Below are 18,435 nucleotides of genomic sequence, written 5' to 3'. Positions count from 1 at the left end.
TTAGCAGGAGACTTTCACTTGGGATATGCTAGGCAGCTAACCGATAAAAGTTCTCTGCTATTTGATTTGGCGTTTTAAAATCCAAACTCTTTTGAATTCTTCGCTGATTATAAAATAACACAATGTATTTTGTAATATCTGCTTTAGCTTCATCTCTGGTTTTATAGTTGCAATGATGCACTAATTCATTCTTGAGTATGCCCCAGAAACTTTCAATCGGTGCATTATCGTAACAGTCCCCACGTTTGCTCATTGAACCTTGAAAATCACATTTTTCCAGTATCTTTCGATATTCATGGCTGCAATATTGGCTGCCTCTGTCCGAATGAATTGATATGTGCTGAATTAGCAGGAGACTTTCACTTGGGATATGCTAGGCAGCTAACCGATAAAAGTTCTCTGCTATTTGATTTGGCGTTTTAAAATCCAAACTCTTTTGAATTCTTCGCTGATTATAAAATAACACAATGTATTTTGTAATATCTGCTTTAGCTTCATCTCTGGTTTTATAGTTGCAATGATGCACTAATTCATTCTTGAGTATGCCCCAGAAACTTTCAATCGGTGCATTATCGTAACAGTCCCCACGTTTGCTCATTGAACCTTGAAAATCACATTTTTCCAGTATCTTTCGATATTCATGGCTGCAATATTGGCTGCCTCTGTCCGAATGAATAATTAAGCCTTTCGTTGGTTTTTGATTACGAATCGCCATAGTCAGTGCATTGCAAACAAGTTGTGCGGTCATACGCTCATTTAAGCTATAGCCAACCACTTGTTTCGTGTACAGGTCTTTTACTGCTGCCAAGTATAACCAACCTTCAGCAGTCCAAATGTATGTAATATCGCTTGACCATGCAAGATTGGGCTTAGTCATTGAAAACTGTTGCTCTAGTAAATTTGCGTAGATCGCTCGATTATGATCACTCTTCGTAGTTCTTTTGAAACGCTTATGACGCTTACAATACAGCTGGTTGAGCTTTTTTATTTGACGTACAGCATACGTACTGATTTTGATACCTTGCGCTTGTAAATGCTTAGTTAATCGAATATAGCCATAGCTTTGTTTAGTTTCCTCATGAGCTATTTTGACCAAAATTGTCTGTTGATTTCGCTGAACCAATCTTTTATTCATGCCTCGTTTTAGCCAATCATAAAATCGTGACACTGAAACGTGAAGTAATCTAGCCATAAAGCTAATCGGGAATAAATATCTTTGCTGTTTCATATAGGCGTACCTTACTGACTTTCTTTCGCAAAGTACGCTGCTGCCTTTTTTAGAAATTCACGTTCCATTTCAGCTGTTTTGAGCTGTTGTTTGAGCTTTTTATTTTCTTCGAGTAAGGCATTTAGATCAGGTGAATATTGTTTAGTGCCTGCTAAGGTGCCAGTCTTTGCTTTATTATTCCAATTTGAAAGAGTTTGCATTGAAATGCCAAGTTGTCTGGCTGTTTCCGATACATTGCCTTGATTGGCTTCAATCAATTTTATTGCTTCAACTTTAAATTCTGCGGTGTAAGTCTTCTGTTTCTTGCTCATGGTAAACTCCTGATGAGTGTCTATAGTTTACCAAGTTAAAACCTCCTGTTTTCTCAGCACACATCATTTTTACTAGCTCCTTGTATTGAGTTAATGACATCAAACCATGCTTGAATTTCACCTTCTGGAAGATAAGAACTTCCAACCTGAATGTAGCTTTTTGCAAAAGTTAAACGGCTACTATTTAATGTGTTTTGATTTGCCTCTATTAACCTTTTTATAAGCGTACATCTTATTTTTACAGCCTCATCTATTCCTAACTCCTTAATCAACTGGGGGCTGACACTATTATTTAATATTGATAGTGGGCTATTAGGTAAGTCCATTGCAGATTCTTTATTTAATGCATTCCTATATTCAATTTCATGAAATTGTGAAAAATCTACTAGTTGTTTTCCATCATTGTTCCCTTGTGATGCTCCACAAAGTTCCTCAATTAAAAAAAGATAAAGCTCATTGGGTGATTTAATACTATTACTTAATTCTAAGTAGGCATTATTTATGAATTTTTCTAAGTAAACAGGGTTTTTTAAGGAGTTTTGCTTTTTAGAAGAAAAAATACCAAACATATATTGCACTCTTTAAATTTCTTTTAATTATTATACTGTTTTTATCCATTAGAAATATCTAAATTTTATTAATAGGAACTGTATAGATTTTCTAAAATTAACATAATACGCGTTATATGAAATTCAAAAAATGATACTATTTTTATGATAATTAAATAAATTTTAGGTGAACATAAGTTAAATAGAGCTTATGTCCGCCATATAATTTTAAGGTTCCCAGAATTTATCACCCTGAGTTTCATAAAATTTACTAATGAATTCTTGAAAAGTATTAGCAACAATGTACCAATCTTGTCTTTGATCTATAGGTAAGACAACAAAAATAGAGCCGTAATCATCACTATTAGGATCACATCGAACTAACAATAAGTCTGAATCTCCATAGAATTCTCCAATAATTAAGTCACTTTGAAGAGCGTCATTATTACGATTAATTTTATAAATTTTTGAAGCAAAAATTACTTCCTCAATAGAATATAATTTTAAGCCCCATTGTCCGTATTCTTGATCTTTAAATAGATCTGCACCATTAGATACTGTATAAAAATCCTCTAATACTTTTGGTAAAAGTACTTGGGGTATTTGTGAGTAAATTTTGCTTTTTAGGTTTAATGAACACTGCAAAGGAAAGGGACATTCCATACCTCTCTGAATAGCTTTCTTAGGTTCAATCTCCCATTCATTATGTATTTTTGCTATAATTTCATGAACACTATTCATTTATTAAACTCTTAAAAATCCTTAACTTTTACTAAAATTAACATAATACGAGTTATACAAAGCCTGAGCCAATTTCCTACGTTTTTTGCTTCGTGTAACCGCCATTATGTTAATTTTAGGAAGTCTTAAGACTAATTTTCAGACTTATCCCACCAACTTTGAGCTAAATCAGTATTTTTAGGAATGCCTATACCATCACGATACATAACGGAAAGACTTCGCATTGCTTTCTTATTACCTAACTTTGCAGCCTTTTCACGAAGTTCTAAAGCTTTCTTAATATTAACTTCTATTCCGCTATCTGCGCGAGTATATAGGTCAGCTAACTCAACCATTGATTCAGAATGACCATTTTCTGAAGCTTTCTGAAACCACTTAAAAGCTTTTTGGAAATGTTCTAAAGAATCGTTTTTGTCATCATCCTCTATTAATCTAGCATAGGTAACATATCCATCAGCTAACCAAAACATTGCTGCTACATTTCCATTTTCAGCTGATTTAATAGCCCAAATTTCAGCTTGATTTTCATCTGAATCAACACCATGACCATATAGATAAATCTCAGCTAATTCTAACTGGGCAGAAGTATCTCCACTTTCTGCTTTCGCTAATAAATCATTAGAAAAAACAGGTTCTGCAAATGTTTCCATTGAAAGGCAAACTCCTAAAGCCATAAAAATATTTACTAATTTATTCAATTCTTAACCTTTAAATTAAACTCTTAGGCTTGTATGTTTTTACATCATACCTAAAAGAGAACTCTAAAATTAGAGTATATTTTTAGTCCTATTTAACATAAAAACTCTTATACGAAATGCTATTTTTATTCCTTTAAAAATCAATTTTTTATATACTATTAAAAAGCTCATTTACCCTCGAATGGGCTTTTTTAATGATTTTTTATGTTCCACGCTTACTATTTGATCAATGTTCCACGGTTTTAATAAGCCAAGGTGAACAATCAGATCAGCCATACGGCTTAAAGAATCGGCTCCCAAAGCCTCTTTTTTCCGGTTAAGGCTCTACGTGTTCAGGAATAGGAATTCGCTTATTCTCGATTACCCAGTTTAGTGTCGCAAGTTGTACATCTTCTAAACCTTGCCAATCTGCTTTTAAATATTCAATCACCTCTGTTTTGTATAAGCCATTCACCGTTTCAGCCAAAGCAATATCATATGAATCACCAGTCGTACCGACTGATGCTCGTAAATTTCCTGCCTCTAAACGATGACATTGTTGTCAAAATGCAGGGTATTGGTGGCTCCCCTTAGGGGCATAATTTGTTGAAGCCTAGGTTACTACTAAAAAATTAAAAAAATATTAAAAAACAGGAGCTTATAGCTACAATTTTTATGTTAGCTTTCTAAGTCTCTATGTTAATTTGAAGAATACTTCATCATAATGTCCGAATACAGCTATATTTTTTTGATTTCTATAATATCACTTGATTCAATTAGCGATTGGATATTACCAAATAAACTTTGAATATAATCAGAGGCTATATGGATATCTAAATCCTCCCTGCTACGCCATTCTTCTAAGAAGAAATATCTACTCGAGTCATTTTCGCTAATATAAAGCTCATATTTCAAGCATCCTTCTTCTTGAAGCGTAAGCTCTATTACACTTTTTAAAAGCGCTTCTAACGTCTCTTTTTGATCTGATTTTGCCTTAAAGTTCGCAATTATTGAAATAGTCATTATTTCACCTTGAATTTGTTTTAGAAGTTTTCTAGTACAATTTTGCCTTTTGACTTGCCTGATTCAAGCAACTTATGCGCCTTCTCCAAGTTTGCAGCGTTAATTTTTCCTAGATTTTGGTTGAGGGTACTTCTAATTTTTTGCTGGTCAACTAATTGGGCAACCTGTTGCAATAGATTACCTTGCTTTTCAATATCATCGGTTTCATACATTGAACGGGTGAACATCAACTCCCAATGGATAGAAATAGATTTAGTCTTAAACGGCATAATATCAAATGCTTGTGGATCATCGATCAATCCAAGCTTGGCTTGTGGTGCAATCAGAGAAACTATTTGCTTGATATACGTTTCTGTATGATTTGTAGAGAATACATATTTTGGTTTTTCAATGCCTAGTGTCTCGATTTGTACATTTAAATCTTTGCTATGATCAATGACATGGTCGGCACCAAGTGATTCCACCCAAGATTTCGTTTCTTCACGTGAAGCTGTTGCTATAACGCTCAGATTTGTTTTTGCTTTTAGGAGTTGGATAGCAATTGAACCTACACCGCCTGCACCACCAATAATTAAAATACTGCCAACTTCTGTTTCTGAAATTTGAAACCGATCAAACAGCATTTCCCATGCCGTTATTGCAGTTAATGGCAATGCTGCTGCTTCTGCATTAGATACTGTAATTGGTTTAAGACTGATAATTCGTTCATCGACTGCTTGAAACTCAGCATTACTACCATCTCGGGTTAAATTGCCAGCATACCAAACAGAATCTCCTACTTTAAACGAGGTAACTTTTGAGCCAACTTCGATAATTTCCCCAACGGCATCCCAACCTAAAATACGATTATTTGCTTCAGACGAATTTTTTCTCACTTTAGTATCAACTGGATTCACAGAGATTGCCTGAACTTTTACCAGTACATCACGTTCCTTAAGCGTAGGCTTCGCTTTTTCAATATCTACCAATGAATTTTTAAAATCATCATGGTTATTTATAACATACGATACGGCTTTCATAGATTTGTCCTCAACTTTAAAAAAATATAGTAAAAATGGGAGCGAAGTACTCCCATTTTATGTTATTCAATAATTAAAACTCTTGGCTCGTTGGGCGCAAAACAATTTCATTAATATCTACATCCGCAGGCTGTTCAATTGCATAAGCAATTGCTCGAGCGACTGAGTCAGCTGGTATGGCTTGTTTGTAGAAATCAGTAACAAACTCTGAACTTTCTTTATGAGAAGAACCAAATTTTAGTTCTGACTCAATTGCACCAGGCTCAATAGTAGTCGTTCTAATTGTTCCCCCAACTTCATGACGAAGGCCTTCAGAGATGGCTCTTACAGCAAACTTAGTACCGCTATAAACAGTACCTCCTGGACTAAATACTTTTAACCCTGCAACAGATGCGAGATTAATAAAGTGTCCAAAGTTTTGTTTTTGGAAAACAGGCAGTGTAGCTGCTATACCATAAAGAACACCTTTAATATTAATGTCGATCATACGATCCCATTCATCAACTTTTAGCTCACTTAATGGTGCAATAGACATTAATCCAGCATTGTTTACCAATACATCGATTTGACCAAATGCGCTTAATGCCTTTTCAATAAGTGCTTGTACTTCATGTGGTTTGGTTATATCCATACCAATAAATTCAGCTTGACCACCTTCAGCACGAATGTCGTGAACAATAGCCTGTAATTTTTCAGTACGTCTAGCACCAAGTACAACCTTTGCACCTTTTTTAGCAAGTAAGCGAGCAGTAGCTTCACCTAAACCACTACTTGCACCAGTGATAACAATAACTTTATTTTCTATATTATTCATATAAGTAACCTTCAACCTATCTGTCAATCATATTTGATGGGTTAAGTATTACAGCCTTGTCAGGTATAATAAATGAATAATATTATCTTTCAGAATTCCTATTTACGGAATAATTACCATAACACAGGATTGGACATGCAGAACAAATTGGAAATGATGCGTATCTTTTGTGTCGCAGCAGAGTCTCGAAATTTTAAGGAGGCAGCAACTCAGCTAGGTATTTCCCCACAGGTAGTGACACGGGCAATAAAAGAGCTAGAAGAGCAGCGCGGAGAGATTCTGTTCTACAGGAGTACTCGACAAATTAAAATTACCGCTGATGGTGAGCGTCTGGCAAAGCAAGCACGTTTTGCGGTGGGATCAATCGATGCTTTGCTTGTAAAAGACACCAAGGAAAAACGAGATGAAATGCGTGGGACTGTCCGTCTTACTGTGTCGTCTGTGTTAGGGCGTAAATTGGTAATACCTGCACTAGCAGAATTTGCCACACGTTATCCAGATATTGTCGTTGATTGTGTGCTAACAGATTCACACTCGGATGTGATCGATGAGCGGATAGATATCGGGATCAGATTTGGATTTTTGCCGGACAATCGATATGTGGCAAAGGAATTGGCTAAAGTGAACTTTTATTCTGTGGGTACGCCAGAGTTAATTGATAAGGTTGGAATGCCCAAAAAAATTATTGATCTTGATAAATACCCTCTAACAGCACTAGTCGATCATAAAACAGGGCGTTACTGGCCATGGACATTCACCGAAAGTCGAAGCTTTACGCCATCAAAGCCCCGTTTTATTACAGATGATCTAGAAGCTGAATTTCAAGCTATTCTCGCTGGAGTCGGATTCGGACACATGCCTGGATTTCTAGTTTTGCCGTGGCTTAGGAGTGGTAAGCTCATTCAGATACTTCATGAGGAAAACTCTCCCGTTTGGCGCCTGTATTTATATCGTCCACAGCGGGGCCCGACACCTTTGCGAATCCGAGCATTGTTTGATTACTTAGCGGAAGTGCTGGGCCATATAGAAACTTGAATCAGATGTAACTAACCTTTTTTTTAGAAAGTAGAAATCAGATAAGACCATCATGTATTTAGAGTAACTACAATTTTTCCTATTTGCTGATTTGATTCAAGATAGCGCTGAGCGTCATGCATGTCCTCAAAGTTAAAGCAACAGTCGATCACTGGACGAAGATATCCTGCACCTATACTGCTAAGAATAAATCGTCTGGCTTGCTCCCTTAGAACAGGGTCATGGAGAACCTCAAGGAATAAAAAACCTCGCATGGTTAAGCTTTTGCGTAATGCAACTTTAAGGGGAAATGGTGTGATCTCCGGGCTAAGTGCACCATGCATAACCATAGTTCCTCCCACAGACATCGCTTTTGCAATCTGTTCAATATGTGGCCCTCCCACAGCATCGAAGGCGACATCAAGATGTTCTCCACCTAAACGTAAAACAAGCGCCTCATACAAATCTGGTTCATCTTCACGGGCTATAACATTTTTAACACCGAGATCCAGTAAACGTTGCTTTTTCTCTATCGTCTGTGTACTTGCAATGACCTTAGCATCCGCTGCTTCAGCTATCTGTATCGCAGCTAGTCCTACGCTACTTGAAGCTGCTGTGATCAAGATCGTTTTTCCTTTCGAAACTCCACCAGCATGGATTACACCACCCCAAGCCGTCAAATACTGCATCCAGATTGAAGAAGCTTCTTCCCAGCTTAAACTATCAGGTTTGTGAACTAAAAAAGTTTCTGGAATCAGAAGCTTGTCCGTATATGTCCCATATTTGGCTAGATTGTCAGTCGGAAGAATCGATACTGCATCTCCTGGAGAAAATTGGCGTACACCTTCACCTATCGCAAGAACTATGCCTGCTCCCTCATATCCCAGACGAGAAGGGAATACTGCCTTTTGAATATAAGTACCACGCCGAAACATTACATCAGCCCGGTTGAGTCCGATCGTTTTCATCTGTATTAGAACTTCTCCTGCGGCTGGTAAAGCAACAGGAAGTGTTTCTAATGTCAGAACATCTGTATCTCCAATACAATTGAAGCGCCAAGTCTTGGCCTGAAGTGCGTTAAATGACATCAATAACGACCTTAATATTGGCAGAGCGATCTTGAACAGCATCATGAGCCTCAATCGCTTGGTCTAGAGTAAAATGACGAGGATCAACAATAGGACACAGTTTACCTTCCTCAACGAGACGGGTAGCGATCTTAAGGACATCACCATGATGAGAACGGCGATTGCCTGTTAACATCGGCAATAGGACGAATACGCCAGACAGTGTGGCACATCGTAGAGATGAACTCGCTAAATTATGATTACCAAATGCAGCACAGCTGGTAATGTGGCCATAGTGAGTTGTCATGGAAAGTGAGGCTTCGAGTACTGGACCACCCACAGTGTCGTAAACAATGTTAAAGCCTTGACCCTCAGGGCTTGCAGCAATAATGTCATCGGAAGATGCTGTTGTGTAATCGAGAGGTGTTGCACCGAGTTCTGAAATCAGCGATTGATCAGCTGTACGACCAGTCGCCCAAACATTTGCATCAAGTGCTTTTGCAAGCTGAACAACCATATAACCAACGCCACCAGCACCACCCTGAACCAGTACAGTTTGCCCTGGTTGAACCTTAGCATTATCCACTAAACCTTCCCAAGCGGTGAGGAACGTCAATGGTAGTACTGCTGCCTCGCGCATAGAGATATTCCGTGGCTTTAATGCGATCAGATCAGCATCTGCTACAATATATTCTGCTAAAGATCCTTGAAGATTACGAACGCCACCAATCAGACCGTAAACTTCATCTCCGACGTTGAAGTGAGTGACACCTTCACCAATAGCAGTTACAACCCCAGCCATATCTGTTCCCAACACGGCAGGAAGCTCTGGCATAGCATATGGTGCTTCACCAAGACGAATTTTATAATCAATAGGGTTTACACCACTAGCATGAATACGTACTAGAACTTGCCCAGCCTCTGGTTGAGGTATAGGGAGTTCTACACGTGTAAATTCATGATCACCAAAATTTTCTAGGATAAGAGCACTCATCATCTTATTCATAGTTGTTCCTTATTCATAACTGGGGGTTGATATGCACAGTACCAAAGTAAAATAATCCAATAAATGATATTTATAGGATTTAATAATTCCTAAATAATGAATAATAAATATCATCCGCTCACTAAAAATAATCTAGTACAGTCTGTAAAGGCATTTTTAATCTAAACTATCGGTAGTATTTTTAAGGTGTGATACGTTCAAAATATCTACAAAGTGGCTAAAAGTTGGAAACATAATTCTAAAAGGTCACAGCATTACAAAGAACATGAGCCAAAATAAAAAAATGGGAGCTAAAGCTCCCATTTTTTTGTGACTTTTGTATAAGCTCTACTATGTTTATTTAAAAAAATTAAAAATAGAGACAGAAAATTTTCGCTAAAGACCTTTTTGATTTTTCGATTTATAAAAAGTATTGCTTTTTATACTATGGGGCACTATAGTATAAAAACTAAAAAATAAGGAGGTCTGATGTCTAGGGCATGTCCTCATTTGGCTTTGCACCAAATTAACATGCAAGCAATGTAAATCATAGACTGATAATTTCGTGCAAGCTTATCAAATCGGGTCGCTATCGCTCGGAAATGTTTTAATCTCGCAAAGGCATTTTCAACTAGATGACTTAAACGATATTAATACCGATCAAATTCTTTATTTTCTCTCTTACTATTTGATTTCATTGGGATGATCGGCACAATATTTTGCTTTCTTGGCAACGTCCTAATTTTTTCCGAATCATAACCTTTATCTGCAATCAGATAATCTGCCTCACCAATCAACTACTCCGCAACTTGGCTGTCATGGAGTTCACCTCTAGTGATTTTAAAATCAATCGGCAATCCATTCGCGTCGGTTGCAAGATGAATTTTTGTGGTTCTTTCACCTCTAGACCGTCCAATTGCTCGCTTGAAACCGTGCCGAGCTCCACTTGCATGCTGATGCGCGCATATGTAGCTTCCCTCAATGAATACTCATTCTTGATCCAATACGCCTCGTAGTTTAAAAAAATTTACCCCACAAGCCCTTACTCGCCCAACGATTAAAGCGGTTATATGCTGTTTTCCAAGGACAAAATTCTTCAGGAATATCACGCCATGTTGCATCTGTACATAATTTCCATAAGATGGCTTCCATGATATTTCTACCGTTCTTTGAACAATAACAACCATGAAATTGCATCGTAGACTGGATTTGTTGTCAAATATCATCGGTGAGTAGAGTTCGTGCCATTGAGAAATATACAAATAAAAAGAGGTTAAATCATTCTTTTAAATCTTTAAAATCAATTTTTCAAATGAGGACACGCCCTAATAGATAAACAGTTTCAATATCTTGACTTCGCTTAAAGTCTAGTATGTTAATTTTAGTATAACTCTAAATAATTTGTTTCTTTCGAGTCGCTAACCAACACAAAACTGCTCCTGCTGTCACCATTGCAACACCTTGCCAAAAGATAAAAGATAAGGACGTACTTAGAATTAATGCCGCAAACAAAGCTGATAGCACGGGAATAAAATAAGAAGCTCCAGCCATTAACGTCATGTTCCCTGAAATAATTCCAATATTCCAAGCACCATATCCCAAACCTAAAGCACCAGCTGCCATAATCAGAGTGACTGTATTGTCATAAGTAAAATTAAGAGCTGACCCACTCATGAGAAGGTATTTGATCCATAGTACAACTCCAGTCAAGGCAAAAAATATAGTGACTAGATTTTTACCCTGAGATGTTTTTACTGTCACAGAACAATATGCAGCCCACAAAATAGCAGCAGCAAAAGCTAAACCATAACTAAGAGGATTAGCTTTTAAATTAGTAAATATCTGAAAAAAATCAAATCCAGTATCTCCTCCTAATACCCAACAAATTCCAACTAAAGCGAATATGCAGCCAGGAATAATTAAAATATTGGCCTTAACGTTGTTAAAAATAATTGCGAATAGTAGAGTAAATGTTGGCCATAGATAATTAATCATGCCGACTTCGATTGCTTGTCTACTGTTTTGCGCATAGCCAATAGAAAGGGCAAAACATAATTCATAAGCAACAAATAAAAGGCTTCCCCACCATAAATAGGATTTTGGGATGGTAGAAAACTTAGGCATACCAACCATGAAAACTAAAATCATGGATGCGACACTGTAAATTAGAGCAGCACCAGCTACAGCTCCAAAGCTCTCACTGACACTACGCATTAAGCCTACATTTGTACTCCAAAATATGACAGCTGTAAGACCAATTAAAGTCGATATATTTCTATTGAATGTAGGGAGAGCATTTAAAAGCATAACCTATTCCTTTTAAGCCTTAGCATTGATTAAATGATGTGATTTCCTCTCTAATAAAGCCATACTTGCAAAAATTGCAACTATAACTAATAAGATACTAGGTGCTAAGGTATTAGCTGTTTGTTGAATTAACCAAGTTGCAACGAAAGGAACTGTTCCACCTAACAGTGCATTAGCAGTATTAAAACTAAAGGCAAAACCGGTATAGCGCACTTGTATAGGGAATTGTTCTGTTAAATATGCAGGTAAGCTCCCATCGTTCATTGCTAATAATGTGCAGAACATGAGCTGAATGATCACCATTTCAATAAAACTGGCAGTTGAAAGTAAGTAGAACAAGGGTACAGTCAGTGCTATAAAGCTTAGACCTGCCCAAAGCAACATTTTCTTACGTCCAATTCGATCTGAATATTTGCCCATCACAAAAACTACAGCAATATAAAATAGCAATGAAATTGACCCTGATATAAAGGCTTGGGATTTATTTACACCTAACTCTGTAGCTAAATAATTTGGCATATAACTAAAAATAAGATAGAAGGCGGTGGCATTTAAAGATGCAACTGCAAATGCTTTAAAAAGTGCTGGTTGATACTGAGTAAATAAGGCTTTGATTGGAAAATTTTCTTTGTTGCTATTTTTTTGATGTTCTAAAAACTCTGGGGTTTCTTCTAACTTTACACGGATATAATACCCGATTAAACCTAATGGTGCTGCCAATAAAAATGGAATTCTCCAACCATATTCGTGTAAAAACGCCTCTGACATGAAAGCGAACATCGCCGCTGCCATTAAAGAGCCGAGTAGTAAACCCGTTGCAGTACTTGCAGGAACTAAACTGGTATAAAGTCCTCTTTTTCCCTTAGGGGCGTATTCTGCAAGAAAATTTGCTGCACCAGCATATTCACCTGAAGCGGAGAAGCCTTGGATCATCCGGAATATTAATAACATAATCGGTGCAAAAATACCGATACTTTGATAACTTGGTAACAGTGCAATACATACCGTAGCCAGTGTCATTAATATAATCGACCACGATAGTGCATTTTTTCGACCAAATTTATCCCCAACATGCCCCCAAAAAATACCGCCTAATGGACGAAAAATAAATGAAATTGCAAAGATCGCATATGTAGCCATTAATGCGGTTAAAGGGTCACTTTTCGGGAAAAAAACCACTGCAATAACTGTTGCCAAAAAACCATATGCAGCATAATCAAACCACTCCACAAAATTACCAATAAAGCTGGCGCTAGCAACACGTCTTAGAGTATTTTTTTGCTCTATTTGATGATTGTTTTTCATTCTATTTACTCCTAATTAAATAGGCACTCATTTTCAGAGTGCCTATTTAAAATCTTTTATTTGATAATGTTATGTTCTGGACCATATGGGAATTTGGTAATATTTTCATTTCCTGATTCTGTAACGACCAAGATATCATGTTCACGGTAACCACCAGCCCCAGCCATTCCTTGCGGAATCATAATCATAGGTTCCATTGAAATCACCATGCCTGGTTCTATCACCGTATCAATATCTTCACGTAATTCTAAACCGGCTTCACGACCGTAATAATGTGATAACACACCAAAGGAATGTCCATAACCAAATGTGCGGTACTGCAATAAACCTTCTTCATAGAAAATTTCATTTAACTCTTTAGCAATATCACTGCAACGTGCACCTGGGCGAATGAGTTTTAAGCCAGCTTCATGCACCTTGACATTCGCCTCCCAAATTCGTAATGAAGCATCATCACAGTGATCAAAGAACTGTGTACGCTCTAAAGCTGTATAATAGCCAGCAATCATAGAAAAGCAGTTTAAACTTAAAATATCACCTTTTCGGACTTGGCGGGTTGTAACAGGATTATGTGCACCATCCGTATTAATGCCTGATTGAAACCAAGTCCACGTATCCATGAGTTCAGAGTTTGGAAAACGTTTGGCAATTTCACGTACCATGGATTGAGTAGAGGCTAAAGCCACTTCATGCTCTGGCACACCTTCACGAATTGCTGCAGTCACTGCAAAACCACCAATATCACATACTGCAGCACCTTGGGTGATATGTGCAATTTCTTCAGCAGATTTAATCATGCGTAGCTTCATGCATGCGGCACTAATATCCACAAACTGCACATTCGGTAAAACTGCTTTTAACTTGTTTAAACGTTCTAAAGGTAAATGATCAAACTCAATTCCTACACGGCCTTTATTTGGAATTTCTTGTGTAACCGCTTTAAAATAGTTATCACGCTGCCAGTCAGTATAAACTACGTTATAGTCGCCAATCGTACGACGCCAAGGTTGCCCAGCATCAATATTTGCTGAAATTGTCACCACTTTTTCTGGGCTAACCACCAGACCGTAGAAGCGCCCAAATGAACAATAAATAAAGTCTGCATAATAGTTAATGTTATGGATTGAACTAAATAGAATATGATCAATTTCTAGCTCTTCCATTAGTTGGCGTAACTTGCTCTGTCTATTTTGATACTCAGATAATGAAAATGTTGCAGAAACTTTTTCACCATTTTCAATGGTTAATAATGATGGTAGTTGTGAAGCAACAAAATTATTTACTAAAGTATTCATATATTTTCCTAGATCAATGTAATGTAATCAATGAGCTAAGCTTATGCAGAATATGAATAGGGATTTTTGCTAAAAGCGTCAAAAAGTTGTCAAAAACCGACAAGACTAAAAAACACTAATGAGCAAAATCCAGAATGTTACGTTCAAATTTGGGGGAATAGTTAAAAAAAGCTTTATAGGCTTTAGTAAAACTAGATACATTACAAAAACCACATGCCAAAGCAATATTTGAAATGTTTAACGTAGACTGTTTAAGTAGATTCTGTGCATAGGTGAGTCTTAGTTTTAAATAATATTCTTTTGGAGCCAATTGTAGATTCATTTTAAACAAGCGCTCTAAAGTACGCGGTTGAATTTTTACATGCTGTGCAATTTCAGCAATAGTTAAAGGCTCATTAATATTATTTTCCATTAAGCGCAATACTTCTTGAATCTGAAAATCAAGTTTTTTCTTATGTTCAGCAATAGGTTGATGTTGAATTTCATTGCTCTCACGCACTTGATGAACAATAAATTGCTCACAGATTCTTTTAGCAATATTTGGATAGTGTATTTCAACAAGTGCCAAGCCTAAATCAATCGCTGCAAGCCCACCAGAACAGGTAAAACGGTTCGCATCAATGGTAAAAATATGTGGGGTAAACTGTACTAATGGAAACTCTTCTTGTGCCGCTAAGGTATTTTCCCAATGAAGGCTAGCACGAAAGCCATTTAGTAGATTGGCTTTCGCTAATACATAAGCGCCTGTACATAAACCACCTAAAGCAATTTTTTGTTGATCCAACCTATATAAAAAATTCTTTAAGCGTACTGTCATATTTTTATAAAGTTGAAAACCACCACAAATAAAAACTATATCCATGTTCAGTAAATGTGACCAAACACAGGTATGTTGTATTTGAAGACCATTGCTTGCGCAGCTATGATGACCATCTAAACCCGTTACATTCCATTGGTATAAATTGTCTTCTGTAACATAATTAGCCATACGCAAGACTTCAACCATGTTTGAGAAAGCAATCATTGAAAAGTTATCGAGTAATAAAAAACCAATACGCTTAGAGTTTTGTAACATAAATTTAATGTTCTTCACTTTTTTCAATATTTTTATAAAGCAATTTTGAGACCACAATTTTGATTTTTTCAGATTTAAAAGTCACTTTTGTCTTTATTTCCATGAGGCTTTGTTGCATAAAGCCTTTGATAGCAGAGTGAACCGTACTGGGTTTGTAGGAGACTTTTTATTTAAGTTGGGCCACCTGAACTAACGGGTTAATTTTATCATAATACTTTGTTTCAAAATCAAAAGGCGATACATAACCAATGCACTGTGTACACGCTTTTTATTGAACCAATCTACCCAATTTAATATCGCAAGTTGTACAAGCGATTGAAAAAGCTTTAGAAGACAATGTGGAATGTGGTGCAATTCTGCAACAAATATGCTCTGTGCGTGGTGCTATTAATGGTTTAATGAATGAAATGTTGGAGGTTCATTTAAAGGACACTTTAGTATCAGGTGAAACCACAGAACAACAACGAAAAGAAGAATTGGCTGAAATCGCCAAGATTCTAAAATCATATTTAAAATAGATCTGTATAAGGAATTATTCCATGAAGTCACGTGCTGCTGTTGCGTTTGGTCCTGGTCAACCTCTTCAAATTGTTGAGGTTGATGTTGCACCACCGAAGAAAGGTGAAGTATTAATCAAGATCTCCCATACTGGTGTGTGTCATACAGACGCATTTACTTTATCTGGCGATGATCCTGAAGGCGTTTTTCCGGCTATTCTCGGGCATGAAGGTGCTGGTGTTGTAGTTGAGGTTGGTGAAGGCGTGACTAGCGTCAAACCAGGTGATCATGTTATTCCACTTTACACTGCTGAATGTGGCGAGTGCGTATTCTGTAAATCTGGAAAATCGAACTTGTGTATTTCCGTTCGCGAAACTCAAGGTAGAGGCGTAATGCCAGATGGTACCACTCGCTTTTCCTACAATGGTCAACCGATTTACCACTATATGGGCTGCTCAACGTTCAGTGAATACACTGTAGTGGCAGAAGTATCATTGGCTAAAATCAATCCTGAAGCCAATCACGAACATGTCTGCTTACTGGGTTGTGGGGTAACAACCGGTATCGGTGCAGTACATAACACGGCTAAAGTACAAGAAGGTGATAGTGTTGCGGTCTTTGGTTTAGGTGGTATTGGTTTGGCAGTCGTACAAGCCGCACGTCAAGCTAAAGCAGGGCGTATTATTGTGGTTGACATGAATCCAGATAAATTTGCGCTGGCAAAAGAGTTTGGTGCAACGGACTTCTTGAACCCTAAAGACTACGATAAACCAATCCAGCAAGTCATTGTCGAAATGACTGGCTGGGGTGTAGATCATTCATTTGAATGTATTGGCAACGTGAATGTAATGCGTGCAGCCCTTGAAAGTGCACACCGTGGCTGGGGACAATCCGTAATTATTGGTGTAGCTGGCGCAGGTCAGGAAATCTCTACCCGTCCATTCCAACTGGTTACTGGTCGTAAATGGCTAGGTTCTGCCTTTGGTGGCGTAAAAGGTCGTACGCAACTTCCAGGAATGGTTGAAGATGCCATGAAAGGTAAAATTCAATTAGAACCATTTGTGACACATACGATGGGCTTGGATCAGATCAATGAAGCCTTTGATCTAATGCATGAAGGTAAGTCAATTCGTACTGAGTACCTTGGGGGAAAAAGGCTTTTACACACTACCTAGGTGAAACCGAAACTTTATGGAAAAGCTATGATGCGATTGAATTAATCAAAAACGCTGAAGTTCATTTACCTATTTTAGTCGATCAAGGAACAGCTGATGATTTTCTTGAAGAACAGTTAAGGCCTAAGCTTCTTAGTGATATTTGTTTGGAACAAGAATATCCTCTTACACTTAACCTAAGAGAAGGGTATGACCATAGCTATTACTTCATTGCGAGCTTTATAGAGAAACATATAGAGTTTCACAGCAAATTCCTAGCTAAATAACTTTCATAGATATGAGGATGTACAATATTGTTCTTGAATGCTTCTTGAGCAATATAATTTCCAGATGAAGAGGTCAGCTTATAAAGCTAAGGTAGAGTCAATTGATCCTTATATAAATAAGATTGAATTTAATCATCTCATATCTTGATTTTTTGATTCAAATGTTAATGATATTAACTTGAATAAATTCATAGCATTATGTCGAAATAAAAACCTAAATTTTGGCTCAGCTATGGGAATTTTTTCTAACTTTTATACAACAAAACTTTCTGACATGCATACATTAGCAATGTCAGAATCAGTTTGAATTCTAATCAATTATGGAGTTTTAGTCATGCTTAAAACAGCTTTATATGTCCGTCTTGAAGCTAAACCGGGTAAAGAAGACGAAGTGGAAGCTTTTCTTAAAGCCGGTTTACCTATTGTAATGGAAGAACCTGCGACAGTTGCGTGGTTTGGCCTACGTCTTGGACCTACAACATTTGGTATTTTTGATGCATTTCCTGATGAGGCGGGTCGCCAAGCGCATTTATCTGGCAAGGTTGCAGCTGCGTTGATGGCTCAGGCCGAAGAGCTATTTTCAGAGCCACCGTCTATTGAAAAAGTAGATGTTTTGGCGAGTAAACTACCAGCTTAAACCGATGCTTAAATGTATGAGGGTGCTGTCTGAAATTTTGAATGTAAGGCAGCACTTCAACCCTATGATGTTTGTCAGAGGCTTTCTATTCAAGTTGGGCTACTTTATTTAATGGCTTAATCTCATCATTTACAAGGGTCAATATCCAAAACAGGGTAAATAAACAAATGCAACTATTTACACGCTTTATATTGAACCAATCTATCTAATTTACTGTCGCATTTGTACATCTGCTAAACCGTGCCAATCTGCTTTTAAAATATTTAATCATTGCTATTTTGTATGAGCCATTCACTGCTTTAGCCAATGCGTTCACGACCATGTCAGTAGTCATGCGTGTTGATACCTTCCATTCAACAATCGCTCGTGAAAATACATCAATAATAAAAGTGGTATAGAACAAGCCTGAATGTGTTTAACCATCACTAAGGTCGGCAAGCTGAAATAATT

The 18,435-nt window shown here is 37.2% G+C and carries 17 protein-coding genes and 7 pseudogenes; 5 read left to right on the top strand and 19 right to left on the bottom strand.

Features of this window, described 5'->3' with window-relative positions:
- Positions 1-28: 28 nt before the first annotated feature.
- The 10 genes and pseudogenes from ABLB96_RS18735 to ABLB96_RS18690 all read right to left on the bottom strand — a co-directional run.
- A pseudogene (locus ABLB96_RS18735) lies at positions 29-331 on the bottom strand (IS3 family transposase); the annotation flags it as partial.
- A 42-nt stretch (positions 332-373) separates the two neighbouring features.
- Positions 374-1,539 (bottom strand): IS3-like element ISAba21 family transposase gene (locus tag ABLB96_RS18730; protein ID WP_085947552.1). Its coding sequence is split into 2 segments (ribosomal slippage): positions 374-1,281 and positions 1,281-1,539, totalling 1,167 coding nucleotides; the frame shifts between segments, so codons are not numbered across the junction.
- A 53-nt stretch (positions 1,540-1,592) separates the two neighbouring features.
- Positions 1,593-2,108, bottom strand: coding sequence for a hypothetical protein (locus ABLB96_RS18725; protein WP_348898293.1), 516 nt, complete (start codon positions 2,106-2,108; stop codon positions 1,593-1,595).
- A 207-nt stretch (positions 2,109-2,315) separates the two neighbouring features.
- Entirely contained in the window at positions 2,316-2,828 is a 513-nt protein-coding gene (locus tag ABLB96_RS18720) for an SMI1/KNR4 family protein (RefSeq protein WP_001089570.1), read from the bottom strand.
- 131 nt (positions 2,829-2,959) lie between these two features.
- Positions 2,960-3,478 carry a tetratricopeptide repeat protein gene (locus tag ABLB96_RS18715; RefSeq protein ID WP_000447196.1) on the bottom strand — a complete coding sequence of 173 codons (519 nt, stop codon included), beginning with the start codon at positions 3,476-3,478 and terminating at the stop codon, positions 2,960-2,962.
- A 316-nt stretch (positions 3,479-3,794) separates the two neighbouring features.
- A pseudogene (locus ABLB96_RS18710) lies at positions 3,795-3,884 on the bottom strand (DNA-binding protein); the annotation flags it as partial.
- 3 nt (positions 3,885-3,887) lie between these two features.
- Positions 3,888-4,109, bottom strand: a pseudogene (locus ABLB96_RS18705) (IS3 family transposase); the annotation flags it as partial.
- A 134-nt stretch (positions 4,110-4,243) separates the two neighbouring features.
- Complete coding sequence (locus ABLB96_RS18700) at positions 4,244-4,528, bottom strand: putative quinol monooxygenase (RefSeq protein ID WP_000155817.1); 285 nt, start codon at positions 4,526-4,528, stop codon at positions 4,244-4,246.
- Positions 4,529-4,548: 20 nt separating this feature from the next.
- Positions 4,549-5,547: a zinc-binding alcohol dehydrogenase family protein gene (locus ABLB96_RS18695; protein WP_002120211.1), complete on the bottom strand. Its 999-nt coding sequence runs from the start codon at positions 5,545-5,547 to the stop codon at positions 4,549-4,551.
- A 73-nt stretch (positions 5,548-5,620) separates the two neighbouring features.
- Positions 5,621-6,361 carry an SDR family oxidoreductase gene (locus ABLB96_RS18690; protein ID WP_001059480.1) on the bottom strand — a complete coding sequence of 247 codons (741 nt, stop codon included), beginning with the start codon at positions 6,359-6,361 and terminating at the stop codon, positions 5,621-5,623.
- Between the two features lie 135 nt (positions 6,362-6,496).
- Here ABLB96_RS18690 and ABLB96_RS18685 point away from each other — a divergent pair, with 135 nt between their 5' ends.
- Positions 6,497-7,396 (top strand): LysR family transcriptional regulator, encoded by a 900-nt coding sequence (locus ABLB96_RS18685; RefSeq protein WP_001180108.1) that lies wholly within the window; start codon positions 6,497-6,499, stop codon positions 7,394-7,396.
- Positions 7,397-7,446: 50 nt separating this feature from the next.
- On the opposite strand, the gene ABLB96_RS18680 is transcribed toward ABLB96_RS18685, so the two are convergent.
- The 8 genes and pseudogenes from ABLB96_RS18680 to ABLB96_RS18645 form a co-directional block, all read right to left on the bottom strand.
- Positions 7,447-8,463, bottom strand: coding sequence for a zinc-dependent alcohol dehydrogenase family protein (locus tag ABLB96_RS18680; protein ID WP_000009381.1), 1,017 nt, complete (start codon positions 8,461-8,463; stop codon positions 7,447-7,449).
- Positions 8,453-9,448: a zinc-dependent alcohol dehydrogenase family protein gene (locus tag ABLB96_RS18675; protein ID WP_001038516.1), complete on the bottom strand. Its 996-nt coding sequence runs from the start codon at positions 9,446-9,448 to the stop codon at positions 8,453-8,455. The genes ABLB96_RS18680 and ABLB96_RS18675 overlap by 11 nt, the downstream gene beginning before the upstream one ends.
- Positions 9,449-9,933: 485 nt before the next feature.
- Positions 9,934-10,624 (bottom strand): annotated as a pseudogene (locus ABLB96_RS18670) (IS5 family transposase).
- A gap of 195 nt (positions 10,625-10,819) precedes the next feature.
- Positions 10,820-11,734, bottom strand: coding sequence for an aromatic amino acid DMT transporter YddG (gene yddG, locus ABLB96_RS18665; protein ID WP_000925802.1), 915 nt, complete (start codon positions 11,732-11,734; stop codon positions 10,820-10,822).
- 12 nt (positions 11,735-11,746) lie between these two features.
- On the bottom strand, positions 11,747-13,039 hold the full coding sequence (locus ABLB96_RS18660; protein ID WP_000794339.1) for an MFS transporter: 1,293 nt from the start codon (positions 13,037-13,039) through the stop codon (positions 11,747-11,749).
- 56 nt (positions 13,040-13,095) lie between these two features.
- On the bottom strand, positions 13,096-14,334 hold the full coding sequence (locus tag ABLB96_RS18655) for a M24 family metallopeptidase (RefSeq protein ID WP_001094923.1): 1,239 nt from the start codon (positions 14,332-14,334) through the stop codon (positions 13,096-13,098).
- Positions 14,335-14,449: 115 nt separating this feature from the next.
- Entirely contained in the window at positions 14,450-15,409 is a 960-nt protein-coding gene (locus tag ABLB96_RS18650; RefSeq protein ID WP_000941154.1) for a GlxA family transcriptional regulator, read from the bottom strand.
- Positions 15,410-15,575: 166 nt separating this feature from the next.
- Positions 15,576-15,730 (bottom strand): annotated as a pseudogene (locus ABLB96_RS18645) (IS3 family transposase); the annotation flags it as partial.
- Here ABLB96_RS18645 and ABLB96_RS18640 point away from each other — a divergent pair.
- The 4 genes and pseudogenes from ABLB96_RS18640 (at position 15,703) to ABLB96_RS18625 (ending at position 17,985) form a co-directional block, all read left to right on the top strand.
- Positions 15,703-15,927 (top strand): metal/formaldehyde-sensitive transcriptional repressor, encoded by a 225-nt coding sequence (locus ABLB96_RS18640; protein WP_369030309.1) that lies wholly within the window; start codon positions 15,703-15,705, stop codon positions 15,925-15,927. The pseudogene ABLB96_RS18645 and the gene ABLB96_RS18640 overlap by 28 nt on opposite strands.
- A gap of 21 nt (positions 15,928-15,948) precedes the next feature.
- Entirely contained in the window at positions 15,949-17,082 is a 1,134-nt protein-coding gene (locus ABLB96_RS18635) for an S-(hydroxymethyl)glutathione dehydrogenase/class III alcohol dehydrogenase (RefSeq protein WP_369030299.1), read from the top strand.
- Positions 17,046-17,348: pseudogene (locus tag ABLB96_RS18630) on the top strand (alpha/beta hydrolase-fold protein); the annotation flags it as partial. The gene ABLB96_RS18635 and the pseudogene ABLB96_RS18630, both read left to right, overlap by 37 nt.
- Positions 17,349-17,682: 334 nt before the next feature.
- Entirely contained in the window at positions 17,683-17,985 is a 303-nt protein-coding gene (locus ABLB96_RS18625; RefSeq protein ID WP_000920558.1) for a putative quinol monooxygenase, read from the top strand.
- Positions 17,986-18,193: 208 nt separating this feature from the next.
- Here the strand turns inward: ABLB96_RS18625 and ABLB96_RS18620 are convergent.
- Positions 18,194-18,424, bottom strand: a pseudogene (locus ABLB96_RS18620) (IS3 family transposase); the annotation flags it as partial.
- Positions 18,425-18,435: the final 11 nt, after the last annotated feature.

Origin of the sequence: Acinetobacter sp. XH1741 (genome assembly GCF_041021895.1) — a bacterium.
Lineage (GTDB): Bacteria > Pseudomonadota > Gammaproteobacteria > Pseudomonadales > Moraxellaceae > Acinetobacter.
The sequence above is the reverse complement of the archived record's forward strand: the minus strand, read 5'-3'. Positions and strand labels throughout refer to the sequence as shown.